Source organism: Achromobacter spanius, from assembly GCF_003994415.1.
Taxonomy (GTDB): Bacteria; Pseudomonadota; Gammaproteobacteria; order Burkholderiales; family Burkholderiaceae_B; genus Achromobacter; species Achromobacter spanius_C.
The window spans coordinates 379269-405576 of record NZ_CP034689.1; the positions used below are offsets into that span (position 1 = coordinate 379269).

Here is a 26308-nt window from a genome sequence, read left to right on the forward strand (position 1 = left end):
CTCAAGCGGCGTGGGCGGGCCGGTGGCTCAGATGGCTTTGAAGGTCTTCAGGTGAATGCTGGTTTCGGTGGCCGAGATGCCCTTCAGGGTGCGCAGCCGGTCCAGCACTTCAGACAATTGATCGATGGTGGGCACACGCAGTTCCGCCAGCAGATCCCAGCGCCCGTTCGTGTCATGCAGGCCAGCCACGGCGGGTTCGCCCATCAGCAGGTTCACGATCTTGCGGGTTTCGTGGCCTTCCACGGCGATGCTTATCCACGCCACGATGTCATCGGTTTCTGCTTCGGGGCGCAGGCGCACGGTATAACCAACGATGATGCCCCGCTCTTCCAGCTTGCGGATGCGGTTGTCGATGGTGCCGCGCGATACGTCCAGTTTCTTGGCCAGGGTGGCGATTGACAGGCGGGCATTCGCGCGCAGCAGTCCAAGCAGATTCTGGTCTAGCGTGTCCATTGCGAAAAGTGCTAATCATGGCTGTCGGAATGCCAGAATCTTAGCGTTTCGTATGGAATATTGTCACTATGAATTGATTTGGGCATCAGCCAGAATTTCCTTTCCATCACTTGGGGAGAAAAAAATGACGACACTGCTCACAACATCGGACGTTGCCAACATCATGGCCTTGCAAGGCCCGCGCAAGGTGTTTACCGAACTGCTCGACTACGTACTGGCCGATTTTTTGCGATGGCAGGAATTCGACAAATGCGCGCGCGTCGCCAGTCACTCCCCCACCGGCGTCATCGAACTGATGCCCACCGCCGACCACGAGCTCTACAGCTTCAAGTTCGTCAACGGCCACCCCAATAATCCGCATGCCGGCCTGTCCACCGTGATGGCCTTTGGCGCGTTGGCCCAGGTCAACACCGGCGAGCCGCTGCTGATCAGCGAACTGACGCTGACCACCGCCTTGCGCACCGCCGTCACCTCCGCCCTGGCCGCAAGGGCGTTGGCGCGGCCCGATTCTCGGTCGATGGCCCTGATCGGCAACGGCGCGCAGGCCGAGTTCCAGGCGCTGGCTTTCCACTATGTGCTGGGCATCGACACGCTGCACGTGTACGACGTGGACCCGGACGCCACCCGCAAGCTGCAATCGAACCTGGCCGCCGCCGCGCCGGCCTTAGCGGTGCTGGTCTTCGACGGTGCCGCCCAGGCCGTCAAGGGCGTGGACATCGTCACCACCGTCACGGCCGACAAGGCCTACGCCACCATTCTGAGCGCCGACATGGTCGAGCCAGGCATGCACATCAATGCCTTGGGCGGAGACTGCCCGGGCAAGACCGAGCTGCATGCCGACGTGCTGAAGCAGGGCCCTGTTTTTGTTGAGTACGAACCGCAGACCCGCATTGAAGGCGACCTGCAGCAGATGCCCGCGGATTTTCCGGTAACGGAGTTGTGGCGCGTGCTGACGGGCCAGGCGGCCGGACGCCAAAGCGCGTCCCAGGTGACCATCTTCGATTCAGTCGGGTTTGCGCTGGAGGATTTCTCGGCCCTGCGTTGGTTGCGCGACAGCGCTGCCCGGCTGGGCGTGGGCACCCGCATTGAAGTGGCGCCGCAATTGCACGACCCCAAGAACCTGTTCGACGTGGTGCTTGCGGCAACCCGCGTCACGACAGGTGGCGCGGGTTGAAGGCTTGGCTCCCCCTACGCCCGTGTGGGCGCCTGGGTCGGTGGCGTGCCCTCATGGAACATGCCTTTCAACTGCGACCGCAGCTCGGGTGAGTCGGCGTGCTTGTGTACGGTGGTGGCGTGCTGCACGGCGGCTTCCAGCAGTTCGTCGTCGCTATCCGCGGCCAGGGCCACCGAGCAGTTCATGTCACTGGGGTACTCACGGCAATCGATGTATTTGCGGGTCATGACGTTCTCCCTGCGCAGCGCCCGGGGGCGGCTTGCGCGATGGAATTTCCGACGCGCTGCATACTGGGACATCGGGCGGGATGGCGCGTCGCAGCGCACCCGATGATGTCAAAAGTATAGGTCTGGCGCAGCCGTGGCGTAGCGGGAAAATGCGGGGTCGGCCCCTGTATTCATGCCGCCCCGCCATCCTTAGACCGGGTCGTTCGTTGGCGTGTCGTGCAAGATCGGCCGGCCCAGCAGATAGCCCTGGAAATGCGAGCAGCCCTCTTGGGTCAAGCGCGCCAGTTGTGCCGCGGTCTCCACGCCTTCGGCGGTGGTGGGAATGTCCAGGCTGCGGCCGATGCCGTTGATGGCGCGGATAATGGCCAGCGCTTCCTTGCTGGATTCAACGTCCTGCGTGAACGACTTGTCGATCTTGATCTTGTCGAAGTCGAACGACCGCAGATAGCCCAGCGATGAATAGCCCGTGCCGAAGTCGTCCAGCGCCACCTTCACGCCCAGCGCTTTCAGGCGGTTCAGCGTGGTCAGATTGGCGGCGGAATTCGCCAGCAGCACCGATTCGGTAATTTCCAATTCCAGCCGCCGTGCGGGCAGGCCAGAGTTCGACAGGGCCGATTCCACCAGCGACACCAGCGCGCTGTTGGTGAACTGGGTGGCCGACAGGTTGACCGCCACGGTTTCGTGGTCGTCCCAGCGCATGGCTTGCGCGCAAGCTTCGTGCAGGGCAAAGGCGCCCAGCTCGTGGATCAGCCCGGTTTCTTCGGCGATGGGAATGAAGTCGTCGGGCATGATCAGACCCTTCACCGGATGCTGCCAGCGCATCAGCGCCTCGCGACCCACGATGCGGACGTGGCTGACATCCATGATGGGCTGGTAATGCAATTGAAACTGCTGCTCCATGATGGCCTGGCGCAGGTCCATCTCGATTTCATGGCGCTTAAGGGCGGCGGCTTCCATCTCGGGTTCGAAAAACGCCAGGCGGTTGCGGCCGTTGCGCTTGGCTTCGTACAGTGCCATGTCGGCGTAGCGCAGCAGGTGGTCGGCCGTGCAGTCCGTCGTTTCCGCCAGGGCGATGCCGATGCTGACGGTAACGGGCACGGTATGGCCGTCCACCTCGAAAGGCTGGCGCACCGCCTCGATCAAGCGGTCGGCCAGCTTGCGCACGTCTTCCTGTTGGCCGATGTTGGGCAGCACCACGGCGAACTCGTCGCCACCCAGGCGGGCCAGCGTGTCCTGTTCGCGCAGCGCCTTGGGCAGGCGCTTGGCCAGCAGGCGCAGCAGTTCGTCGCCGCAAGGGTGGCCCAGCGTATCGTTCACGCTCTTGAAGTTGTCCAGGTCCAGGCAGAGTACGGCGGTGCGGCGGTCGCCCACGCGGTTCTGCAGGGCCTTGAGCAGCTGTTCGCGAAACAGCCGGCGGTTGGGCATGCCGGTCAAGGTGTCGTGGTGCGCCATGTAGCGCACTTGCGCGTGCGCCGCGTTTTCGTCGGTGACGTCGTCGGAGATCAAGAGCGCGTAGCGCGAGCGCGGGTCGCTGCTGTGGAATACCCGCGTGCGCGTGCGCAAGGTGCGCAGGCCGCGCGCGGTCTGCAATTCTTCTTCCGCTTCGCGCAGCGCGCCATCCGAACGCAGGGCGTCGTGGGTCAGGCGGTCGAAAAATTCGCAGACGGGCGCGGGCAGGCATTGCTGCGCGGTCTTGCCCAACATGTCGGCGCGCGTGGCGCCGAACGTCGCCTCGGCCTGGCGGTTGGCCAGCAGGATATTGCGCGACACGGCATCCAGCACCAGCACGCATGACGGAATGTGCGACACCACGGCTTCCAGAAAGCTCGACAGCGACGTCAGCTCGGTGTTGTAGTGCTCGGCCAGTTCCTTGGCGCGGACAAGCTGTTGTTCGCGTTCCCGCCGTTCGGTGATGTCGCGCGTGACCTTGGCAAAGCCAAGCAGCTCGCCCTGATCGTCGTGGATGGCGTCGATGACGACATTCGCCCAGAACAACGTGCCGTCCTTGCGCACCCGCCATCCTTCCGCCTCGAAGCGTCCTTGTTCGCGGGCGGTGGCCAGCCCGCGCTGCGGCAGGCCGGACGCCTGGTCTGCTGCGCTATAGAAGCAGGCGAAGTGCTTGCCGACGATTTCTTCCTGCGTGTAGCCCTTGGCGCGTTGCGCCCCGGCGTTCCAGTTGGCGACGGTGCCGTCCGGGTGCAGCATGTAGATGGCGTAGTCGATGACACCTTGCACAAGGTGCCGGTACATGACGTCGGAATTATCGATGATCATTGGGAGGTGACGGGAGCCGGACCCGCCGCAGGGTCGTCGCGCCAGCACGTGTGCTTGCATTGCGTTCCTGCCGGCGTGGGCCGTCCCGCGAAAAGACGAAGGGATATACGGCTTTACGTCGTATGGCGCGCAATAGTTAAGCCGAGCACATGAAAAGGCGCAAATCTATCGAATGATGTCGCGCAAACACAATTCATTGCGTTCGCCTGGGCGGCGGCGGGGGGCAGCGCTGGCGCGGCTTAGAGCTTGACCCGCTGTTTGAGCGCTTGCGCGATCATGCCGATGTCGATGTCTTTGCCCGGGTTCTTCTGGCAAAAGTCGTACAGCACCGCCACGTAGGCATTGCCCAGCAGCTTGGTGATGGCGCCGGCGGTGGTGGCGGCAATGGTGCCGCCCACGGCGCTGCCCGCGCCGGGAATGAACTTCAGCATGCCCGACACCACCGACCGGCCGATCAGCGTGGCCGCCGAGGCGCCCAGCGTGGAGGTCACCAGCGTGGTGATGGCGGTGGTGTCCAGCTCCATGCCGAAGGTGATGCCGATCTTGGCGATCATGCCGACCTGGATCGGCACCAGCGCGAAGGCGTCGGAAAACGGAATGGGCGCGGCGGCGGCGGAAGCCGCCAGGCCGGCGGCCACGTTGACCTCTATCTCAGCCCGCTTTTTTTTTACTTCCAGGGCCTTCTTGTTGCGGGTGGACAGCGCGTTGGCGTAGGCGCGCTGCTGCGCCTCGGGAATGTGTTCAGCCGTGACTTCGATCAGCTTGTCCAGGCCCATCGGCGGCAGTTCCGCGTCCAGTTCCTCGATCCATTCCGGCAGCGCCCGCACCGCCACCACCTGCTTGGCGCGCGGCAGCAGGGCGCGCGCCTGGTCCACGAAGGGGCTGTTCTTGCGCGCCTTGGTCAGCACCACCACCACGGGAATGCCGGCGTTGGCCAGCATGTCGGCAAGCTCGATCTCGGCGTCTTCCACGCGATGGCTGCTGTCCTGGATGCACAGCCAGGCCACGTGCAGGTGCTTGTCCTGGTCGTCGGACGCCGAGCGTTCCTGGATCAGATCCGCCAACTGCTGGCGCGAGCGCGCGTAGTCGCCCACTTCCAGTCCGCGTGTGTCGATGATGGTCAGCGGGTGGCCGGCCCTGGTGTATTCCTGGGTGGTCTGGGTGACGGGCTTGCCCGCGCCGGTCTTGGCCAGTTCGCCCCGGAACACCGCGTTGATCAATGTGCTTTTGCCCACCCCGGTCTTGCCCGCGATCAGGATGTTCACGCGGCCCGCGCCGCGCGTGGCCGTGCTGATGGCGTCGGCGATGGCGTCCTGCAAGGCGGGGGAGTCGGGGCGGAGAGGCGGCATGGCGGTGGGCGCTAAGGCGGGGGATTGAGCAACGATATCAGATGCGTCCGACATTCGCGCCAATGGCGATATTTTCGGCACGGCTTGAACGAAGATCCGGGTTGCCTGATAAGTCCGGCGTGCAGGCAGGCACGCCGGATTCAAAACAACCATTGCTGCCGTGGCTGGTGAGGAGACTTCGGACATGATTTTGGACATCGCCGTGATCGCGATTTACCTGGCGGGCATGCTGCTGCTGGGCTGGTATGGCATGCGGCGCGCGAAGACGCATGAAGATTATCTGGTGGCGGGCCGCAATCTGGGGCCGGGCCTGTACATGGGCACCATGGCGGCCACGGTGCTGGGCGGCGCCAGCACGGTGGGCACGGTGCGGCTGGGGTACACGTACGGCCTGTCGGGGTTCTGGCTATGCGGGACGCTGGGCCTGGGCATCATCGTGCTGAACCGGGTGCTGGCCAAGCCCTTGCTGAAGCTGCGCATCTTTACCGTGACGCAGATCCTTGAACGCCGGTTCAGCGCCGGCGCCAAGCACGTCAGCGCCCTGGTGATGATGGCCTATGCGCTGATGCTGGCGGCGACCTCCGTCATCGCCATCGGCACGGTGATGGAAGTGCTGTTCGACCTGCCGTTCTGGGTGGCGGTGGTGGTGGGCGGCGGGGTCGTCGCGGTGTATTCCGCGTTGGGCGGCATGTGGTCGCTGACGCTGACCGACATCGTTCAGTTCGTCATCAAGACGGTTGGGCTGATGTTCGTGTTGCTGCCCATCTGCCTGATGCGGGTCGGGGGCTGGGACGAGTTGGTCGCCCGCCTGCCCGCCGCCAGCTTCGACCTGACCACCATCGGCTGGAGCACCATCATCACGTACTTCGTCATTTACTTCCTGGGCATCCTGATCGGCCAGGAAATATGGCAGCGTGTGTTCACCGCCCGCGACGAACGCGTGGCCCGCGTGGCGGGCACCGCCGCCGGCCTGTACTGCATTGTCTACGGCCTGGTTGGCGCCTTGATCGGCATGACGGCCCAGGTGCTGCTTCCCGGTCTGGAGAACGCCAACAACGCCTTCGCGGCCATCGTGCAATCGCAGTTGCCGGACGGCATACGCGGGCTGGTCATCGCCGCGGCGTTGGCGGCCATGATGTCTACCGCCAGCGCCACGATGCTGGCCACGGCCACCGTGCTGGCGGAAGACCTGCTGCCGGCCTTGCGCGGGGGGCGGCCCTTCAAGGACCTGCGCGCGCATCGCGTGATCACGTTGTTGGCGGCACTGTCGGCGGTGGGTATCGCGCTGGTGGTCGACGACGTCCTCAGCGCGCTGACCTGCGCCTACAACCTGCTGGTGGGCGGCATGCTGGTGCCCTTGTTGGGCGCCATCTACTGGCGCCGCGCGACCACCGCCGGAGCCATTGCCAGCATGTTGCTGGGCTGCGCCGCGGCCATCGTCTTCATGGTCAAGGACGGCCTGGCGGCCAACTCGCCGATCTATGCGGCATTGGCCGCCAGCGCGCTCAGCTTCGTGCTGATCAGCCTGATGGGCCGCGCCAGCGAACCCTCTCGGCACCCCGTGGTGTCGCCGGCAGATGCCGACTGATCCGCGCCGACGAATTCCATCCCTATCCAGGAGCAACCCATGAGCTTTACCCCGGAACGCCTTGCGGCGCTGCGCGCCCGCTTCGGCGGCGACAACGAAGCCGCCATCCACGACGCCCACTTTCGGGCGGTAGCCGCAAACATCATCGACAACAGCGGCACGCGCAGCGCGCCCTATGCGGGCATGCCCACCTTGCTGGACGCGCCTGCCCGATACATCGACTGGCAGTCGCCTGATTTCGGCGCCCTGCAAGTGGCGCTGGCCGGTGTGCCGATGGACCTGGGCGCCAGCAACCGCAGCGGTTGCCGCTTCGGGCCGCGCGCATTGCGCGCCATTGAACGGGTGGGCCCGTATAACCACGTGTTGCGCTGTACCCCCACGCGCGACCTGCGCGTAGCCGATATTGGCGACGTGCCCATGCGCAGCCGCTTCAGCCTGGAGCAGTCGCACGAAGACATCGAACGCGCCTATGCCCAGATTCTTGCGGCGGGCGTCATCCCCGTGTCGGTGGGCGGCGACCACTCCGTCACGCTGCCGATCCTGCGAGCCCTTGGCCGGCGTCAGCCGGTATCGCTGATTCACTTTGACGCGCATTGCGATACGGGCGGGCCATTTGATGGCAGCCGCTTCCACCATGGCGGCCCGTTTCGCCAGGCGGTGCTGGACGGCGTGCTGGACCCTACCCGCACCATACAGATCGGCATTCGAGGGTCGGCGGAATACCTGTGGGAATTTTCGTATGAATCCGGCATGACGGTGATCCACGCGGAAGACATCGGGCGGATGGGCGTGCCCGCGGTCATTGCCCGGGCGCTGGACGTCGTGGGCGACACGCCCGTGTACGTCTCGTTCGATATCGATTGCCTGGATCCTGCCTTCGCGCCCGGCACGGGCACACCAGAGGTCGGGGGCGTGACGGTGCGCGAAGCGCAGGAAATATTGCGCGGCCTGGCAGGCATCGACATCATCGGTGGCGACGTGGTCGAAGTGGCGCCCGCCTATGACGCCACGGCCAACACCGCGCATGCGGGGGCGCAGATGCTTTTCGAGATTCTCAGCTTGATCAGTGTCCGGCATGCGGGCTGAGCACATCGGGTGGCGGTGCCCGTCAACGGGGACGGGTCGCCGCGTCCGGGAGAAGCTTGCAATCGCCTTTCGCTTTGGCGCAAATGGTAATGGAAGGTACAAGCGCGGCAAATGCCCCGTCATGGAAGCCTGGTATCAGCGGCAGGGTGACCATGCACGGAAATGGTGCTGATTCGGGGCAAGCGACGGTGCTTATTCCGCTATGTGGGAAGCAGCGCTCACGCAGGGCTTGCGTGGAAAAATGGGGCGCGAAGGCGTCCTTTCCACGCTGTTACATCTCAAATGTTTCGAACTTCCTGAGACGGGAATCGGCTGCGTAGAATCAGCGCCTCGCAAGGTTTCGCCGCGCTTTCAGCGGCACCATTCATGACCCGGTTTGCCCTCGTTCCTCGTCTGCTCCGCTCGCGCCCCTTGACCAAGGGCTTTCGCTATCTGTACCGCTATACCCGCGACGGCGCCTATCGGCACAACGAAACGCTTTGGCCGCTGGTGAAGGTACGCCGCGATGGTCGCGAACGGCTGGTGGCGTGCGACCTGGTCGGCGTGCGTGGCCCGGCGACGCTGCCCATGGCGCAGGTGCCGCAGGACATACCGGGCGACGCGCATCTGATTCTTAGCGGCCCCTCGGTTGCCCAGATCGACTACGCGCGGTGCCGTCTGGGCACTGTCATGGGCGTGAATGGCTCCATCGCGCTGCGGCGCGCGCACCCGACATTGCGCTTTCATTACTACGCGATGCTGGATGCGGGCTTCGTCAAGCGCCGGCGCGATCTGGTGGCCGACGTGCTGTCGCAAGACCTGCTGCTGTTCGTCACGCCCGAGGTGTATCGGTGGATCTCGTTCCTGTTCGATGCGAAGACCGTCGGCTGCCGCATCGCGCTGTTCGAAGAAGTGCATCAGCGTGCACTGCAGGCGCGCGCGCAGCCGCACGAGCTTGAAACCCAGTTGGCCGACGATGCCGAGCTGGTGCTGTTCGACGCCCACCACCCGCAGCACGCGCACGGCTTCAGCCTGAACCCGGCGCGCGGGCTTTTCGGGGGCGGCACCGTCGCGTATACCGCTTTGCAATTGCTGGCGTGGATGGGCGCGCGCACCTTGTACTTGCATGGACTAGACCTGACCGCCACGGCGGGTCCGCGTTTCTATGAACACCCCGGCGCGCAATTGGCCACCGCGCTGGACCGGCAATTTGCCGGGCACATCGAACCCGCGTTCCGCCAGGCCAGCCGCCTGCTGACCGAGCGTGGCGTCAAGGTCTACAACCTGTCCACCGACAGCCGCCTGGGCGACGACGTGTTTGAAAAGCGCCATTGGAGCTGTTTGCTCAATCAAGGGGAATCACCGCCATCCCCGCAACGGCTTGCAGGTCTGTCATGATGAAAATTCTCTACACCAACTTCCACCAGGGCGATGGCGGCGGGCACACGACCTACGTCATGTCCCTGGCGCGCATGCTGCGCCAACGCGCCCAGATCACGGTTGCCGCGCCACGCGGCAGCCGCCTGCTGGCCGAAGCGGATGCCTTGCCCGGCGTGCATTCGATTGACCTGGAGTTCAAAGGCCGACCGTTTCAGCAATTAGGCGCCTTGCATCGCCTGCGCACGCTGCTGCGCAAGGAGCGGTTTGACGTCATCCACGTGAACGGCTCCGCCGACCACCGCCTGTGCATGTTGGCCGCTGTGGGCATGGGGGCCAAGCGCCCGTTCATCGTCTACACGCAGCACAACGACCGCAGCGGCAAGAGCCTGGGCGTACGCGTGCGGGCCAAGTGGGGCACCAACCGCGTCATCTGCGTCTGCGGCCATACGTTCGGGCGCATGAAGGAATCGGTTTTCCGCGACGAAGACCTGCGCGTGGTGCATAACGGCGTGGACACCCAGAAGTACCAGCCGGCTACCCCGGAACAAGCGGCGCAGGCGCGCGCCGCGCTGCTGCCCGAAGGCATGCGGCGCCGCTTTGTGATCGGCAGCAACGCGGGCACCGCGTCCTATAAGAATTGGCTGGACATGGTGACGGCCGTGTCGCTCTTGCCCGAGCATCAGCGTGATCAGGTCGTGATCCTGATCGCCGGCAAGGAACCCGATGCCGCGCAGCGTCAGCGTGTGGCTGATCTGGCCATGACGCATCAGGTGGTGTTCACCGGGCTGCTCGACGATGTCCGCCCGGTCCTGGCCGCGCTGGATGTGGGTTTTGTCTTGTCGTCCCGGCTGGAGACGATTTCATTTGCCTGCCGCGAAATGATGGCGGCCGGCAAGCCGGTCATCGTCAGCAAGATGGGTGGGCTGACCGAGAACGTCACCGACGGTCGCAACGGCTGGGTGGTGACGCCGGGTTCGGTGAGCAATGTGATGGCGACGGTGTCCACCATCCTGAACGACCGCGGCGTGGTGTTGAAGATGGGCGAGGAGGCCCGCAACACCGCGCTGCGAGAGTTCTCACTGGCGCAGTTTGTCGGGCAGACCGAACTGGTGTACCTGGAGGGCAGGACGCCCGCCCGTCACTTCGGCCTGACGTCCTGATCGCGGTCTTGCGGGTGTCATGAAAAAAGGTCCGGCGCAGGAAATGCGTCGGACCTTCTTTGATACCGCGACGGGCCAGGAACTTAGAAGTGAATCACCGTGCGGATCGACTTGCCTTCATGCATCAGGTCGAAGGCTTCGTTGATGCGTTCCAAAGGCAGCGTGTGCGTTACGAACGGGTCCAGGTCGATCTTGCCGCTCATGGCGTCTTCGACCATGCCCGGCAGTTGCGTGCGGCCCTTCACGCCACCGAATGCCGAGCCGCGCCACACGCGGCCGGTGACCAGCTGGAACGGGCGCGTGCTGATTTCCTGGCCCGCGCCGGCCACGCCGATGATGATGCTTTCGCCCCAACCCTTGTGGCAGCATTCCAGCGCCGCGCGCATCACGTGCACGTTGCCGATGCACTCGAACGAGAAGTCCACGCCGCCATCGGTGAGTTCGACGATGACGTCCTGAATGGGCTTGTCGTAGTCCTTGGGGTTGATGCAGTCGGTGGCGCCCATGGCGCTGGCCAGCACGAACTTGTTCGGGTTGGTGTCCACGGCGATGATGCGGCCGGCCTTGGCCTGCACCGCGCCCTGAATCACGGCCAGGCCGATGCCGCCCAGGCCGAACACGGCGACGGTATCGCCTTCCTTGACCTTGGCGGTGTTGTGCACGGCGCCCAGGCCGGTGGTGACGCCACAGCCCAGCAGGCAGACTTTTTCATGCGGGGCGGCGGGGTTGATCTTGGCCAGCGAGATCTCGTTGACGACCGAGTATTCGCTGAAGGTCGAGCAGCCCATGTAGTGATAGAGCGGCTTGCCTTCGTAGCTGAAGCGCGAGGTGCCGTCGGGCATCACACCCTTGCCCTGGGTGGCGCGCACCTTCTGGCACAGGTTGGTCTTGCCGGACAGGCAGAACTTGCACTCGCGGCATTCGGCCGTGTAGAGCGGAATGACGTGGTCGCCGGGTTTCAGGGACGTGACGCCTTCGCCCACTTCCACGACGATGCCCGCGCCTTCGTGGCCCAGCACGGCGGGGAACAGGCCTTCGGGGTCGTCACCGCTCAGGGTGAAGGCGTCGGTATGGCAGACGCCGGTGTGGGTGATCTGCACCAGCACCTCGCCGCGCTGCGGGGGCGCGACGTCAATTTCAACGATTTCCAGCGGCTTGCCGGGTTCGAATGCGACTGCTGCGCGTGATTTCATAGTTGGGCTCCACGAATGTCGGGGGAATTACTTCAAATAGGAACGGACGATGCGCATCAGCTGATCAACCTCGGCTTCAGCGTTGATCCCGGTGTGTTGCGGCCCGCCCTGGGCGGATTGCAGAAAGGTTTCCCGGAGATGGCTTTCCAGCACTTCGGCCATCAGGCCGGTGGCGGCGCCGCGCAAGGCGGCCAGTTGCTGTAGCAGCGCCCCGCATTCCGTGCCCTCGTTGACCGCGCGTTCCAATGCTAACGCCTGCCCCTGGATACGGCGCAAGCGGGTGACGACGCGTTTTTTTTCTTCCGGCGAATGCGGCACGGCAGGCTCCGAAAACGATACAGGGGGGGAGTATACGAAAACCGTCGGGCAATTCGCAAGACATATGTACCTGTCTATACTGGAGGCCGATTTTTTCACTGCGCCTTGGGGGTTGCCCCAGCGGCGCCCACCCAGGATGCTTCCGTGGCTTCTCCTCCCCCCCAATTGCCCGTTCAGACCCATTCCCTGCCGGCGCCCCTGTATGCACAGGTCAAGCAGATGATCGCCCAGCAGATCCGCACCGGCGCCTGGCCCGCGCATTACCGCGTGCCATCGGAAAGCGAACTGGTCGACGAATTGGGGTTCAGCCGCATGACGATCAATCGTGCGCTGCGCGAGCTGACCGCCGAAGGCCTGCTGGTGCGGATGCAGGGCGTGGGCACGTTCGTGGCGCAGCCCAAGGCGCGTTCGGCGCTGTTTGCGGTGAACAACATCGCGGATGAGATCGCGGCGCGTAATCATCGGCATCACAGCCGCGTGGTGCGCCTGGCAGAAGAACCGGCCGGGCCCGAGCAGGCCCAGGCGCTGGAATTGCGCGCGGGCGAGCCCGTGTTCCATTCCGTGATCGTGCATTTTGAAGACGACGTGCCGATCCAGTTGGAAGACCGTTACGTCAATGTGCGCTTGGCGCCCGACTACCTGAAGCAGGATTTCACCCAGCACACCCCCTACGAATACCTGACGCGCGTGGCGCCGCTTAGCGAGGGCGAGCACGTGGTCGAGGCCATATTGGCCAAGCCGCGTGAATGCCAGTTGTTGCAAATCGAGCGCAACGAACCGTGTTTGCTGATCCGCCGTCGCACTTGGTCGGGCGAGCGCGCGGTGACGCTTGCGCGTCTGATCCACCCCGGGTCGCGTCACCGCCTGGAAGGCAAGTTCACGACATGACACCGCGCAACATCCGTTTGTATCGCGCCGCCGATTACCCGCGCATGCCGTGGAAGAACGGCGGTGGCATCACGCAAGAGGTCGCCCGCAATCCGGGCGGCAGCAACGCTGCGTTTGATTGGCGCCTGTCGATTGCCGAAGTGGCGCAGGACGGCGGGTTTTCGGCGTTCGATGGCTATCAGCGGATCATCACCGTGCTGGAAGGGGCGGGGATTCAGTTGACGATCGAAGGACACGAGCAGGCGCCGTTAATACCCCGTGAGGCGTATGCATTCCCGGGCGATGCGCGGGTGCATTGCCGTTTGCTGAACGGGCCGGTCCGGGATTTCAATTTGATCTATGCGCCTGGCCGCTATCAGGCACGGCTGCAATGGATATCGGCATCCTGCGTGTTCCATAGCGCCGCGCCCGATGTGCTGGTGCTGAACGCGGGTACTGAGTTGGTGGCGCAGGTGAATGGCGAAAGCCACACGCTGCACGCGCGGTACGACTGCCTGCACAGCCATGGCCAGGCAGGCCTGACGGAGTACCGCCTGCAAGGCAACATCGACGCCTGCATGATAGAGCTGACCCCACAAGGCACGTAGGATGGGTGAAGCGCGAACGAACAGCGGCAAGAACCCGACTGCGCATCGCGCGTAACCCATCAGACGGCGGCGGTGCTGTGACCAGCTTCGTGCAGAACCCAACGGTGCTGTGGCGGATCTTGTCCAGAACGTGGCGGTGCTGTGGCGGATATTGTTGCGAGCCCTTGCGCTGCTTGATGGGTTTCGCGCGTTGGGGTGTTTTGGTTCTTGCGTTGACCGGCGCGCGCTGCACCCATCCTACGTCGCATCGCGTGATCGTAGGATGGGTGAAGCGCGAACGAATAGCGGCAAGAACCCGACTGCGGATCGCGCGTAACCCATCAGACGGCGGTGGTGCTGTGACCAGCTTCGTGCAGAACCCAACGGTGCTGTGGCGGATCTTGTTGCGAGCCCTTGCGCTGCTTGATGGGTTTCGCGCGTTGGGGTGTTTTGGTTCTTGCGTTGACCGGTGCGCGCTGCACCCATCCTACGTTGCATCGCGTGATCGTAGGATGGGTGCAGCGCGAACGAATAGCGGCAAGAACCCGACTGCGGATCGCGCGGAACCCATCAGGCAACCGTCCCCTGACAACCATCCATCCATTCGGGTATTCCCCTACCAAAAATCCACTCACCTAGGCTTGTATATACAACCATAGGCATCCTATGATGCGGGCAACCGCTGCGTGGGGAACTTCGCGGCAGAACCGATCAAGGAGACTCTCTTGGACCAATCGAACCGATACCGCGATGTCGTGATTCGCGCCGCGCGTGGCAATAAACTGACGGCCAAGAGCTGGCTGACCGAAGCGCCGTTGCGCATGTTGATGAACAACCTCGACCCCGACGTCGCCGAAAATCCCAAGGAACTGGTCGTGTACGGCGGTATCGGCCGTGCCGCGCGCAACTGGGATTGCTATGACAAGATCGTTGAGTCGCTCACCAAGCTGAACGACGATGAAACCCTGCTGGTGCAGTCGGGCAAGCCGGTCGGCGTGTTCAAGACCCATGCCAACGCGCCGCGCGTGCTGATCGCCAACTCCAACCTGGTGCCGCACTGGGCCACCTGGGAACACTTCAACGAACTGGACGCCAAGGGCCTGGCCATGTACGGCCAGATGACGGCGGGCAGTTGGATCTACATCGGCAGCCAGGGCATCGTGCAGGGCACCTACGAAACCTTTGTGGAAGCTGGCCGCCAGCACTATGGCGGCAATCTGACCGGCCGCTGGGTGCTGACCGCGGGCCTGGGCGGCATGGGCGGCGCGCAGCCGCTGGCCGCCACCTTGGCTGGCGCATGTTCTCTGAACATTGAATGTCAGCAGGCCAGCATCGACTTCCGCCTGCGCACCCGCTATGTGGACGAACAGGCCACCGACCTGGACGACGCACTGGCGCGCATTGCCACGTACACCAAGGAAGGCCGCGCCGTATCCATCGCGCTGTGCGGCAACGCCGCCGACATCCTGCCCGAACTGGTGCGCCGTGGCGTCAAACCCGACATGGTCACCGACCAGACCAGCGCGCACGACCCGCTTAACGGCTATCTGCCCGCCGGCTGGACCTGGCCGGAATACCGCGAGCGCGCCAAGCGCGAGCCCGCCGTCGTCGTCAAGGCCGCCAAGCAATCGATGGCCGTCCACGTGCAAGCCATGCTGGCCTTCAAGCGCCAGGGCATTCCCACTTTCGACTACGGCAACAACATCCGCCAGATGGCCAAGGAAGAAGGCGTGGCCGACGCCTTTGACTTCCCCGGCTTTGTGCCCGCCTACATCCGCCCGCTGTTCTGCCGAGGCGTGGGTCCGTTCCGCTGGGCCGCACTGTCCGGCGACCCGCAAGACATCTACAAGACCGACGCCAAGGTCAAGGAACTGATTCCGGACGACGCACACCTGCATCACTGGCTGACCATGGCGCGCGAGCGCATCAGCTTCCAGGGCTTGCCCGCGCGCATCTGCTGGGTGGGTCTGGGCCAACGCGCCAAGCTGGGCCTGGCCTTCAATGAAATGGTCCGCTCGGGCGAACTGTCCGCGCCGGTCGTCATTGGCCGCGACCATCTGGATTCCGGCTCGGTCGCCAGCCCCAACCGCGAAACCGAATCCATGCGCGACGGCTCGGACGCCGTGTCCGACTGGCCGCTGCTGAACGCCTTGCTGAACACCGCCAGCGGCGCCACCTGGGTGTCGCTGCACCATGGCGGTGGCGTGGGCATGGGGTTCTCGCAGCACTCCGGCATGGTCGTGGTGTGCGATGGCACCGACGAGGCCGCCGAGCGCATCGCCCGCGTGCTGACCAACGACCCGGCCACGGGCGTGATGCGGCATGCGGACGCGGGTTACGACATCGCCATCGACTGCGCGAAAGAGCAGGGCTTGAACCTGCCCATGGTCACGGGCCAGCGCTAAGGCCACACTCAATCCTATTCCGCGATACGCGGATTGCGGCGCACGTGCCCGCATGACGGCCGGCCTGACCACCCCATTGCAAGACGCCGACGCACCGGCGCAGGAGAAAAAAATGGAATTGCACTTGAAACCCGGCCACCTGACCTTGGCCGATTTGCGGCGCGTCTACCGCGAGCCGGTCCGGCTGACGCTGGATGCGGGCGCGGCGGACGCCATCGACGCCAGCGTGGCCACCGTCGAACGGCTGATTGCCGAGGGCCGCACGGTGTATGGCATCAACACGGGCTTTGGCTTGCTGGCGTCCACCAAGATCGCGCGCGAAGACCTCGAAGCACTGCAAAGTTCGCTGGTGCGCTCGCACGCGGCGGGCGTGGGCGAACCCCTGGATGACGCCATGGTGCGGCTGATCATGGTCTTGAAGATCAACAGCCTGGCGCGCGGCTATTCCGGTATTCGCCGCCACGTCATCGACAGCCTGATCGCGATGGTGAACGCGGGTGTTTATCCGCATATTCCGCTTAAAGGGTCGGTGGGCGCCTCGGGCGACCTGGCGCCGTTGGCGCATATGTCCATCGTGCTGCTGGGCGAAAGCCGCGCCCGCCATCAAGGCGAGTGGCTGCCCGCGCAGGAAGCGTTGGCGCGCGCCGGCCTGGTGCCGTTGACGTTGGCGGCCAAGGAAGGGCTGGCGTTGTTGAACGGCACGCAGGTGTCCACGGCCTATGCCTTGCGCGGCTTGTTCGACGCCGAAGACATGATGGCCGCCGGGCTGGTGTGCGGCAGCCTCAGCGTGGAAGCCATGCTGGGTTCGCGCGTGCCCTTCGATGCACGCATTCACGCCGCGCGCGGCCAGCCGGGCCAGATCGCCGTGGCCGGCGTTTATCGCGACCTGCTGGGCCAGGACAGCGAAGTTGGCCATTCGCACGCCGATTGCGAAAAGGTGCAAGACCCGTACTCCCTGCGCTGCCAGCCCCAGGTAATGGGCGCCTGCCTGACGCAGATCCGCCACGCGGCGCATGTGCTGCAAATTGAATCCAACGCCGTATCCGACAACCCGCTGGTGTTCGTGTCCCAGGGCGACGTGATCTCGGGCGGCAACTTCCATGCCGAACCCGTGGCCATGGTGGCGGACAACCTGGCGCTGGCGCTGGCCGAGATCGGCGCGCTGTCTGAACGACGTATCGCGTTGATGATGGACAAGCACATGTCGCAGTTGCCGCCGTTCCTGGTCGCAAAGGGTGGCGTGAATTCGGGCTTCATGATTGCCCAGGTGACCGCCGCCGCGCTGGCCAGCGACAACAAGGCGCTGGCGCATCCGGCCAGCGTGGACAGCATGCCCACGTCGGCCAACCAGGAAGACCATGTATCGATGGCGCCCAACGCCGGCAAGCGGCTCTGGGCCATGGCCGACAACGTGCGCGACATCCTGGCCATCGAATGGCTGGGCGCCTGCCAGGGGCTGGACTTCCGCGTAGGCTTGAAGACCTCGCCCCAGCTTGAACAGGCGCGCCGCGTGCTGCGCGAGCAAGTGCCGCACTACGAAGAAGACCGCTTCTTCGCGCCGGATATCGCCGCGGCCAGCAGCCTGATATCGGCGCAGGTCCTGAACGGGCTGATGCCCGCGGGGCTGCTGCCCAGCCTCTGATTTTCCTCTTTGCGGCCGTCGCCTGACGGCCGCATTCGCGCGCTGTGCGTACGCGTCCGTAGAAGACGCCCGCACGGCGTGATGCTGCACGCCTATAACAATTACGGAGACGGAAATGCAAGCAGAAACGCAGGATCTGAAACGGGGGCTCAACGCCAGGCACATACGCTTCATGGCATTGGGGTCGGCCATTGGAACCGGCCTGTTCTATGGGTCGGCCAAGGCCATCCAGGAGGCCGGCCCGTCGGTGCTGATCGCCTACCTGATCGCCGGCGCGGCCGTGTACATGGTGATGCGCGCGTTGGGGGAAATGGCGGTCAGAAACCCGGTGTCCGGGTCCTTCGGACAGTACGCCACCAGTTATCTGGGGCCCATCGCGGGCTTTCTGACCGGTTGGACGTATGCCTTCGAGATGATCATCGTCTGCCTGGCCGACGTGACCGCCTTCGGTTTTTACATGGGCTTCTGGTATCCCGACGTGCCGCGCTGGATCTGGGTGCTGTCCATCGTGTTCTTCATCGGCGCCATCAACCTGTGTTCGGTCAAGGTGTTTGGCGAGCTGGAGTTTTGGCTGTCATTGCTGAAAGTGGGCGCGATTATCGCCATGATTGCCGGCGGACTGGGCATCATGCTGTTCGGCTTCGGGCTGAACGTGGATAACGCGGCGACGGGTGTGCATAACCTGTGGGAGCACGGCGGTTTCATGCCCAACGGCGTGGGCGGGCTGATTGCATCGCTGGCGGTGGTGGTGTTCGCCTTTGGCGGCATCGAAATCATCGGCATCACGGCGGGCGAAGCCAAGGACCCCGGCCGCACCATCCCGCGCGCGATCAACGCGGTGCCGCTGCGCATTTTGCTGTTCTACGTGCTGACGTTGTTCGTGCTGATGTCCCTTTTCCCGTGGACGCAGATCGGCAGCCAGGGCAGCCCCTTCGTGCAGATCTTTGACGGGCTGGGCATCAAGTCGGCGGCCACCATTTTGAATATCGTGGTGATCTCGGCGGCCGTGTCGGCCATCAACAGCGACATCTTCGGCGCGGGCCGCATGCTGTACGGCATGGCGCGCCAAGGCCAGGCGCCGCGCGGTTTCGCGGCAGTGTCGGAATCCGGCGTGCCATGGATGACGGTAGTGGTGATGACGGTTGCGCTACTGCTGGGCGTGCTGCTGAACTATCTGATTCCCGAAGATGTGTTCGTGCTTATTGCGTCGATTGCCACCTTCGCTACCGTGTGGGTGTGGTTGATGATTCTGTTGTCGCAGGTGGCGATGCGGCGCAAGATGAGTCCTGCGGAAGTGGCCGAGCTGAAGTTCCCGGTGCCGTTCTGGCCGATCGGGCCGCTGCTGGCTATCGCGTTTCTGGTGTTCGTGATCGGGGTGTTGGGATATTTCCCGCGCACGCAGATGGCCTTGGTGGTGGGCGCGGTGTGGATCGCGTTGTTGTGCGTGGCCTACCGCTACCTGGTCCTGCCGCGCGGCCCCAGCGGCGGCATCTCGGTGCCGGTGGCGCAGGGGTCCGACTGAAAGGGTTTGACTGATGGGTCTGAATGACCGAGCACGGCGCCCGCCGCCCCTGGTGGCGCGGCGCCGGTTTCAAGGAGTACGTGCATGAGACAGATCTGGCGACATTGCCACGCCGCCACCATGGCGGGCGGCGCCTATTCGGTGATTGAAGACGCGGCCATCGTGACCCATGCCGATCGCATCGAATGGATCGGCCACGAAGCGGACTTGCCGCCGGTGGATGCGGCGCAGAAACACGACCTGGGCGGCGCGTGGGTGACGCCCGGGTTGATCGACTGCCACACGCACCTGGTCTTTGGTGGCAACCGCAGCAAGGAGTTCGAACAGCGGCTGCAAGGCGTGGACTACGCAACGATCGCCGCGCAGGGCGGCGGCATCGCCAGCACGGTGCGCGCCACGCGCGAGGCGTCCGAAGACGCGCTGTATGTCAGCGCCCGCCAACGCGCACTGCATCTACTGAGCGATGGCGTGACCACGGTAGAGGTCAAGTCAGGCTATGGCCTGGACCTGCCCAATGAACGCAAGATGCTGCGCGTGGCGCGGCGTTTGGGGCAGACATTGCCGATGACCGTGCAGGCCACCTGTCTGGCCGCGCACGCGCTGCCGCCGGAGTTTGCGGGGCGCTCGGATGACTACATCGACGAAGTGGCGCGGCGCATGCTGCCGGTGCTGGCGGCCGAAGGGCTGATTGATGCGGTTGATGCATTCTGCGAGCATCTGGCGTTTTCGCCCGAGCAGGTCGAACGGGTGTTCCAGGCCGCCAAGCATCTGGACCTGCCCGTGAAGCTGCATGCCGAGCAGTTGTCTTCGCTGCATGGCGCGACGCTGGCCGCCCGCTACGGGGCCTTGTCGGCGGACCATCTGGAATATCTGACCGAAAGCGATGTGCGGGCGATGGCCGAAGCCGGTACCGCCGCGGTGCTGTTGCCGGGTGCGTTCTATGCGCTGCGTGAAACGCAGTTGCCACCCTTGGACCTGCTGCGCCGCCACGGCGTGCCCATTGCCATTTCAACCGACCTGAACCCGGGGACTTCACCCGTGTTGTCGCTGCGCCTGATGTTGAGCATGGCGTGCACGCTGTTCAAGATGACGCCGGAAGAGGCCCTGGCCGGCGCCACGGTAAACGCGGCGCGCGCGCTGGGCCTGCATGCCAGGCACGGCGTGCTGGAAGCCGGCAAGATGGCGGACTTCGTCGCGTGGCGCGTGGCGCATCCGGCTGAGCTGGCGTACTGGGTCGGCGGCGATATCCCGAAGCGCGTGGTGCGTCATGGCGCGCTGGTGGACGTAGCGGCGCTGGCCTGAAGCCGCCTGGGTTCAGGCCAGCGTGCGCACCTCGCGTCAGGCGGCGATATCCATCTGCCGTTGGTCCTGTATCAACGCTGGCAGGCGGAACGTACTGACCGCGCCCTGCAGACGTTGCGCCTGGGTTTCCAGCGACATGGCCGCCGCCGCGGCCTCTTCTACCAGCGCGGCGTTCTGCTGCGTGACCTGGTCCATCTGATTCACGGCGGTGTTGACCTGGTCGATGCCCGTCACCTGTTCCTGCGACGCCGTGGCAATGTCATTGACCAGCAGCGTCAGGCGTTCGATGGTCTGCAGGATTTCCTGCATGGTGTGCCCGGCTGCTTCAACTTGCGCCGAGCCGGCCTGCACGGTGGCGCTGGATGCCGACAGCAGTTGCTTGATCTCTTTCGCCGCCCCGGCGCTGCGCTGCGCCAGTGACCGCACTTCGGCGGCCACCACGGCAAAGCCCTTGCCCTCTTCGCCCGCGCGCGCGGCCTCGACCGCCGCATTCAGCGCCAGGATGTTGGTCTGGAAGGCAATGCCGTCGATGACGCCGACGATGTCTTCGATGCGGCCCGAGTCCTGAGCGATTTCTCGCATGGTGCTGACCGCTTCCTGCACGGCCATGCCGCCGCGCTGCACCACCTGGCTGGCGGTGGTCGCCATCTGGTTGGCCTGGCGGGCATTTTCGGCGTTGCTGGTCACGGTGGACAGCAACTGTTCCATGCTGGCGGCGGTTTCTTCCAGCGACGCCGCCTGCTGCTCGGTGCGGCTGGACAGGTCCTGGTTGCCGGCCGCGATTTCGCTTGAACCGGCGTTGATCTCGACCACGCCCTCGCGCACCGCGTGCACGGTTTGCACCAGGCTGTTCTGCATTTCCTGCAGATAAGGAATGAGCTGCCCCACGCAATTCTTGCCATACGAGGCGATGGGCGTGGTCAGGTCGCCGCTGGCGATTCGCTGAAAATGCGCCTGAACCATATCCAGCGGGCGCCGCACGAATATCACCACGTAACGGTCGCCCAGCACCAGCAGCAACAGACAGACGCCCAACGTAAGCCCCATGCCGACATAAGCCTGCTGGCGCTTCGCGGCGGCGTCTTCCCACATTTGCGTTTCGCGGTCTTTTGCATAGGCTTCGTAGTTTTCCATGCTCTTGCCGAAGGCGCGGCTGGCCGTCACCACCACAGTGGCGGCGTGCTCGCGGGCGCGCGCGATGTCGCCCGCTTCCAGGTGCTGGCGTTGCACGGCGATACCGCCGTTGACCAGCGCATCAAAACCCGCTTGCATGGGTTGCAGGATGCTGGCGGGGGCGTCGTTGCTGGCCAATTCAACAAAGATGGCCTGCTGCTTGCGCGCTTCGTTGAGCGCGGTGTCGATGCTGCGGCCTTCTTCCGCCACCTTGGCGGCCTGGCCTTCGGCGGCATATTCCAATTGCCGCGACAAGCGCAGGCGGGCGCGCATGATCTGGTCATTGACCCGGGATAGCGACGAGACCTCGTGGAGCAGGTCGGCGCTGGTGGCAAGCGCTTCCCCGGCGCTGCGTAATCCATTGACGCTGATGGCTGACAAGCCCGTGACCAGCGCGCTGATGGCGAGCAAGGTGCACAGAATCATGCGTCGGATCGTGATGTTTTTCAGTATCTGTGTCATAGCGAGTCGTCCGATATACAGCGAGTGCTGCACTACGAACAACGACGCCGGTCAGGGGATATTTAGCAACTGTTTCACAACTTACGAATATATCGGTCTGTTCGACGAATATATCGATAAATAGTGCAACATTATTGCGTTTTGGATGCTATTTCATGGATCGTGGCGCGGGGCATGCCATCGGTTCAGAGGCATCAAAGCGCAGGCGCGAAAAGCTGGCGATGCAGGCCAAGGCGGCGCACAAGCCGCCCAGCCACAAGGCGGTTATCGCGCCGTGCGTGGTGGACACGTGAAAACACGCGGCCACCAGCGCCGCGCCGGACGCCTGGCCCAGCAGTCGCACGGTGCCGATCATGCCGCTGGCGCCGCCCGCGCGGGAGGCAGGCGCCGACGTCATGATGGCCCGCAGGTTGGGCGACTGAAAAAAACCGAAGCCCGCGCCGCAGATGGCCATGCGCCAGCAGATATCCCACGCTGAAGGGGCGGCCGGCAGCAGCGCCAGCAGCACCATGCCCAAGGCCAGCAAGGCCAGGCCGACTCCCCCCAGGATGCCGGCGGGATAACGGTCCGACAGCCGGCCGGCAATCGGGGCCATGAAGGCCACCACCACCGGCCACGGCGTAATCAGAAAGCCGGTATGTACCTGGCTGTAGCCCAGCACGGTCTGAAGCATGAACGGCAGCGACACGAAGGCCAGCCCCTGGGCGGCGAAGGCGCAGACGGCGGTGGCGGCGGACAGGGCGAACAAAGGGCGCCGCAGCAGGTCAACGGCCAGGATGGGCGCGGGGTGGCCGGCCTGGCGCCGCATCAGCAGCCACAGGCTGGCGATGGCGCCGCCCCATTCCAGCGCGATGCGCGGCCAGGGCGCGCCATGCGCCAGTTCATTGGAGCCCAGCACGAACAGGCCCAGCGTCAACGCGCACAACACGGCGGCGATGCCATCAAACCCATGGCGCGCGCGCGCGGTTTCGGGCAGGCCGCGCAAGCCCAGCACCGCGGCCAGGATGCCGATGGGCACGTTGATCAGGAACAGCCAGTGCCAGGACCCCAGCAGCAGAATGGCCGACGCGGCGGTGGGGCCGGCCGCGAATGACAGCCCCACCACCATCGCGTTCAGCCCCAAGCCGCGTCCCAGCATGGAAGACGGATAGATAAAGCGCAGCAAGGCGCCATTCACGCTCATCACGCCGGCCGCGCCCAGGCCTTGCAGAATGCGCGCCACCACCAGCGTGGGCAAGGACGGCGCCAGGCCACAGGCCAGCGACGACAAGGTGAACACCACCAGGCCCACCATGTACACGCGCCGATGCCCCAGGATTTCGCCCAGCGCGGCGGCGGGCAGCAGGCCGGCCACCATGGCTAGTTGATAGCCGCTGATGACCCAGATCGACCCGGCGTCGCTGGCCTGCAGGTCGCGCGCGATGGTGGGCAGCGCCGTGTTGGCAATCGCCGTGTCCAGGCTTGCCATGCAAACCGCCAGCATGACGGCGAGCAAGGCGCCCAGGCGTTCTGAAGCGGGCAAGCCGGCGCCTGCCGGATAAACGGTATTGCGTAAGAACGGGAGCATGAGGCGGCAGAAGGCGAGGGGTGCGGGGCGGGGTGTCCGGCACCAAGAGGACTGATTCTAATGCGGCATCAGGCCTGCCTGGATGCGGGCCGGGGTTTGACCGGCCAGAAAAGCGTGGTGGGCCGCTGCCAGATGCGCTGGCGCACGCCGGCCGACAACGAATCGCGGTCGCCACGACGCAGGTCGCGCGAACGCAGGGCCACATTGAAGGCCAGCGCGAAGCTGACCGCCACGTTCAGCAGGCCCGTGACGGCCAGGCCGGCCACGGCCAGCCAGAACGTCTGCGTGCGCACGATGTCCCATCCCAACGTGCCGATCACCGTGCCCAACTGCCCGGCGCTGAGCGTCACGTGGCGCGCTTCCACATGCGCCCCTAGCAAGCCGATCAGCGCCGGCCCCAAGCCCAGCATCAGTCCCAGGGACACGTTGGCCGCGATGCCGGAAATATTGCGTTGCCAGAAGCCGGCCCAACGCACCGCGCCGCGCGCGCCAAACAGGCGCCGCGTTCGGCGGCTGTAGGCCATGACGTCGTGTACGCGGTGCAGCGCGAACCAGTTGTCGGCCCAACCGGCGATCAGGCTGGACAGCCACAGCAGCACGCCGGTGGCGGCGGCGTAGAGCGGGGTTGCGCCCCAGATCGAGAACGACGCCAGCGTTTCTTCCGCCTTGTCCGCGCTGATCAGCGGCCGCTCCAGGGCGTGGACCGCCACCCACTGTACGGCCCAGGCCAGCGGGAACACCACGGCGAGGTTGCCCGCGATGGCCGCGGCATTGGACCGGATCATGGCCAACGTGTCGTCCAGGAAGGCGTCGCGCCCTTCCGGCGAGTGGGAGTCATCCAGGCGGTGAGCCAGCGTGGGCCCGGTCATGGCGGGCTGCTTGGTGGCCAGCGAGAAGTGCGCAAAGTGGATCACCAGGAAGCCGCCCGCGTAGTTCAACGCCGCCAACAGCCCTTCGAGGAGCTTGTCCAGGTGCAGCGACAGGATGAAGAACTTCAAATACACCGTGAACACCATGACGAAGCCGCCGCCCAGCGCCGCCTTCAGCATCGCCAGGTATTCGACGCTGTCGCGCGCGATGTAGTGTTCGCCGGTCTGGGCCGTGCGTTCCATCACCCGGCGCGCCAGTTGCGCGAACGCCGAGCTCACCAGGTGGCGGATGCTGTTGCGCGCCTGGGTGGACCGGATCAGCTCGGTGGTCAGGTGTACGAATTTGTGGCGCTGAGTGGGGTCCACCCATACGTTCAGCAGCAGTTCGATGCGCGCCAGGCGCAGCTTCATGCGTTCGATCTGAAACACGACGTCGACCGACACGCCGTTTTTTGCGAGCTCGTCATAGACGCCTTGCGCGGCCACGCGGCAGCTATCCAGCAGCGCGCGAAACATGTTCAGGCGGCGTGCGAAGACGTCATCAGGCGTGTCGGGCGCGCGGTCGCAGAGTTCGGCCACGGCGGGGGCCAGCGCAAAGAACGGCGAGTCTTGCACCGGGCCAGGCAGGCGAGATCGAATGTCCTGGCCCAGGCCGGTGGCGCGCACCTGGCTGACCAGTACCTGGATGCTGCTGGTCAGGGCTTGTTCGATGTGTGGGGGAAACGGTTCAACGGCGGGCGCGGCGGGGAACTCGGGCGTGTCACCCGCGCGCAAGCCGGTGCGAAACACGGCGGACATGCGGGCCAGCGTTTCGTCGTCCAGCGCCTCGATCCATTCCACCGCGCCACGGCGGCGGAAGATCTGCGAGAACAGGTTGAACATGTCGCCACGAGTGGGGGGCGGCGGCAGCAGGCGTGTCTGGACGCGGTTCCAGAACTCGTTCCAGAAGCCGGGATGCGCGGCCACGCCCGTGTCGCACAGCAGCGAAGTCGGGTCGTTGTCGTTCATCAGCGAACGCAGGGTGGCGGCAACCCGCTCGGCGCGCTCGGGGGTGTGTTCCAGCACTTGCAGCAGGTAACGCAGGCGCGCGTGCTGCGGGTAGCGCGGGCTTGGCGCGGCGTCAGAGGCAGCGGCCTGGGCCTGCGGCGTGTCTTGAGCTGGGACGCCGGGGCGGTCCAGCCAGCGGCACAGGTCCACCAGCCATAAATTGCGCTCGGCCAGCGGCGCGTCCGGATCGGCGTTGGCCAGTATCACGTCCAATTGCGGCCCGCCGTGGCGCGCGGCCCGCCACTTGCGCCAAAGGGAGGTAAGCATCGATGGCCTCGCGGTTCAGGGGGGAATCGGGGGAATCGTGAAGACAAGCGGGGCGTTGCGCGGTGATCAATGGTACGCCTGAAGACGCCGTCCGGGCAGGGGCCGTCGGTGGATAACTATGTGGGCAAGCCGGTGGAAAACGGGTGGATAGCCAGTGGATAGGCGGTGGATAGGCGGTGGATAGGCGGTGGATAGCCGGTGGACAACACGGGATAACTTTTGGTGACGCATACGCGATCTCTGTTTCCGGGTATTCCCGTAGATTTCGGGTACGCTGCCCGGTGCTTCGCGCGTGCCGCTAAGGCTACCGCGCTTGCCCGTGTCGCCATGGCGGTGCGTCAGGGTATATGGGCGCCGTCCGTCGTCCGTGTCCGACGATATCTCCCGCCTTCCGTTCGCCGTCCGTTTTCACCCTTA

The 26308-nt window shown here is 64.9% G+C and carries 20 protein-coding genes; 11 read left to right on the forward strand and 9 right to left on the reverse strand.

Translation table 11 applies throughout. The features are described from left to right. Window positions 1-27: 27 nt before the first annotated feature. The gene (locus tag ELS24_RS01630; protein WP_050446844.1) at window positions 28-453 is read right to left on the reverse strand and encodes an Lrp/AsnC family transcriptional regulator; all 426 of its coding nucleotides are present in this window, start codon (window positions 451-453) and stop codon (window positions 28-30) included. A gap of 124 nt (window positions 454-577) precedes the next feature. Here ELS24_RS01630 and ELS24_RS01635 point away from each other — a divergent pair, with 124 nt between their 5' ends. Further along, window positions 578-1627, forward strand: coding sequence for an ornithine cyclodeaminase (locus ELS24_RS01635; RefSeq protein WP_127183218.1), 1050 nt, complete (start codon window positions 578-580; stop codon window positions 1625-1627). A gap of 14 nt (window positions 1628-1641) precedes the next feature. Here ELS24_RS01635 and ELS24_RS01640 read toward each other — a convergent pair whose 3' ends face one another. The 3 genes from ELS24_RS01640 to ELS24_RS01650 form a co-directional block, all read right to left on the reverse strand. Next, complete coding sequence (locus tag ELS24_RS01640; protein WP_127183219.1) at window positions 1642-1854, reverse strand: DUF1059 domain-containing protein; 213 nt, start codon at window positions 1852-1854, stop codon at window positions 1642-1644. Between the two features lie 189 nt (window positions 1855-2043). Then, window positions 2044-4128 carry a putative bifunctional diguanylate cyclase/phosphodiesterase gene (locus ELS24_RS01645; protein ID WP_083447363.1) on the reverse strand — a complete coding sequence of 695 codons (2085 nt, stop codon included), beginning with the start codon at window positions 4126-4128 and terminating at the stop codon, window positions 2044-2046. A gap of 239 nt (window positions 4129-4367) precedes the next feature. After that, the gene (locus ELS24_RS01650) at window positions 4368-5477 is read right to left on the reverse strand and encodes a YcjF family protein (RefSeq protein WP_127183220.1); all 1110 of its coding nucleotides are present in this window, start codon (window positions 5475-5477) and stop codon (window positions 4368-4370) included. 184 nt (window positions 5478-5661) lie between these two features. Between ELS24_RS01650 and ELS24_RS01655 the strand changes: the two genes are divergently transcribed. The 4 genes from ELS24_RS01655 (at window position 5662) to ELS24_RS01670 (ending at window position 10670) form a co-directional block, all read left to right on the forward strand. Further along, window positions 5662-7065, forward strand: coding sequence for a sodium:solute symporter (locus ELS24_RS01655; RefSeq protein ID WP_127183221.1), 1404 nt, complete (start codon window positions 5662-5664; stop codon window positions 7063-7065). Window positions 7066-7104: 39 nt separating this feature from the next. Then, window positions 7105-8151 carry an agmatinase gene (speB, locus tag ELS24_RS01660; RefSeq protein ID WP_127183222.1) on the forward strand — a complete coding sequence of 349 codons (1047 nt, stop codon included), beginning with the start codon at window positions 7105-7107 and terminating at the stop codon, window positions 8149-8151. 366 nt (window positions 8152-8517) lie between these two features. Continuing rightward, a complete protein-coding gene (locus ELS24_RS01665; protein WP_127183223.1) occupies window positions 8518-9528 on the forward strand; it encodes a hypothetical protein in 1011 nt (336 codons plus the stop codon). Beyond that, window positions 9528-10670: a glycosyltransferase gene (locus tag ELS24_RS01670; RefSeq protein ID WP_127186220.1), complete on the forward strand. Its 1143-nt coding sequence runs from the start codon at window positions 9528-9530 to the stop codon at window positions 10668-10670. Before ELS24_RS01665 ends, ELS24_RS01670 begins: the two co-directional genes overlap by 1 nt. 83 nt (window positions 10671-10753) lie before the next feature. Here ELS24_RS01670 and ELS24_RS01675 read toward each other — a convergent pair whose 3' ends face one another. Both ELS24_RS01675 and ELS24_RS01680 read right to left on the reverse strand, forming a co-directional pair. Further along, window positions 10754-11863 (reverse strand): S-(hydroxymethyl)glutathione dehydrogenase/class III alcohol dehydrogenase, encoded by a 1110-nt coding sequence (locus tag ELS24_RS01675; protein WP_050446837.1) that lies wholly within the window; start codon window positions 11861-11863, stop codon window positions 10754-10756. A gap of 27 nt (window positions 11864-11890) precedes the next feature. After that, window positions 11891-12181: a metal/formaldehyde-sensitive transcriptional repressor gene (locus ELS24_RS01680; RefSeq protein WP_050446836.1), complete on the reverse strand. Its 291-nt coding sequence runs from the start codon at window positions 12179-12181 to the stop codon at window positions 11891-11893. Between the two features lie 144 nt (window positions 12182-12325). Between ELS24_RS01680 and hutC the strand changes: the two genes are divergently transcribed. From hutC to hutI, 6 genes are all read left to right on the forward strand, one after another. Next, window positions 12326-13069 (forward strand): histidine utilization repressor, encoded by a 744-nt coding sequence (gene hutC, locus ELS24_RS01685; protein WP_240669418.1) that lies wholly within the window; start codon window positions 12326-12328, stop codon window positions 13067-13069. Continuing rightward, window positions 13066-13656 carry a HutD/Ves family protein gene (locus tag ELS24_RS01690; RefSeq protein WP_127183224.1) on the forward strand — a complete coding sequence of 197 codons (591 nt, stop codon included), beginning with the start codon at window positions 13066-13068 and terminating at the stop codon, window positions 13654-13656. The genes hutC and ELS24_RS01690 overlap by 4 nt, the downstream gene beginning before the upstream one ends. A gap of 704 nt (window positions 13657-14360) precedes the next feature. Then, complete coding sequence (hutU, locus tag ELS24_RS01695) at window positions 14361-16040, forward strand: urocanate hydratase (RefSeq protein ID WP_127183225.1); 1680 nt, start codon at window positions 14361-14363, stop codon at window positions 16038-16040. A 112-nt stretch (window positions 16041-16152) separates the two neighbouring features. Beyond that, entirely contained in the window at window positions 16153-17682 is a 1530-nt protein-coding gene (hutH, locus tag ELS24_RS01700; RefSeq protein ID WP_050446865.1) for a histidine ammonia-lyase, read from the forward strand. Between the two features lie 115 nt (window positions 17683-17797). Continuing rightward, window positions 17798-19204, forward strand: coding sequence for an amino acid permease (locus ELS24_RS01705; protein WP_127183226.1), 1407 nt, complete (start codon window positions 17798-17800; stop codon window positions 19202-19204). 84 nt (window positions 19205-19288) lie between these two features. After that, entirely contained in the window at window positions 19289-20506 is a 1218-nt protein-coding gene (gene hutI / locus ELS24_RS01710) for an imidazolonepropionase (protein ID WP_127183227.1), read from the forward strand. A gap of 36 nt (window positions 20507-20542) precedes the next feature. Here hutI and ELS24_RS01715 read toward each other — a convergent pair whose 3' ends face one another. From ELS24_RS01715 to ELS24_RS01725, 3 genes are all read right to left on the reverse strand, one after another. Further along, window positions 20543-22141 (reverse strand): methyl-accepting chemotaxis protein, encoded by a 1599-nt coding sequence (locus ELS24_RS01715; protein ID WP_127183228.1) that lies wholly within the window; start codon window positions 22139-22141, stop codon window positions 20543-20545. 148 nt (window positions 22142-22289) lie between these two features. After that, on the reverse strand, window positions 22290-23708 hold the full coding sequence (locus tag ELS24_RS01720) for an MFS transporter (RefSeq protein WP_050446830.1): 1419 nt from the start codon (window positions 23706-23708) through the stop codon (window positions 22290-22292). Window positions 23709-23776: 68 nt separating this feature from the next. Further along, window positions 23777-25891: a site-specific recombinase gene (locus tag ELS24_RS01725; protein ID WP_127183229.1), complete on the reverse strand. Its 2115-nt coding sequence runs from the start codon at window positions 25889-25891 to the stop codon at window positions 23777-23779. Window positions 25892-26308 lie beyond the last annotated feature (417 nt).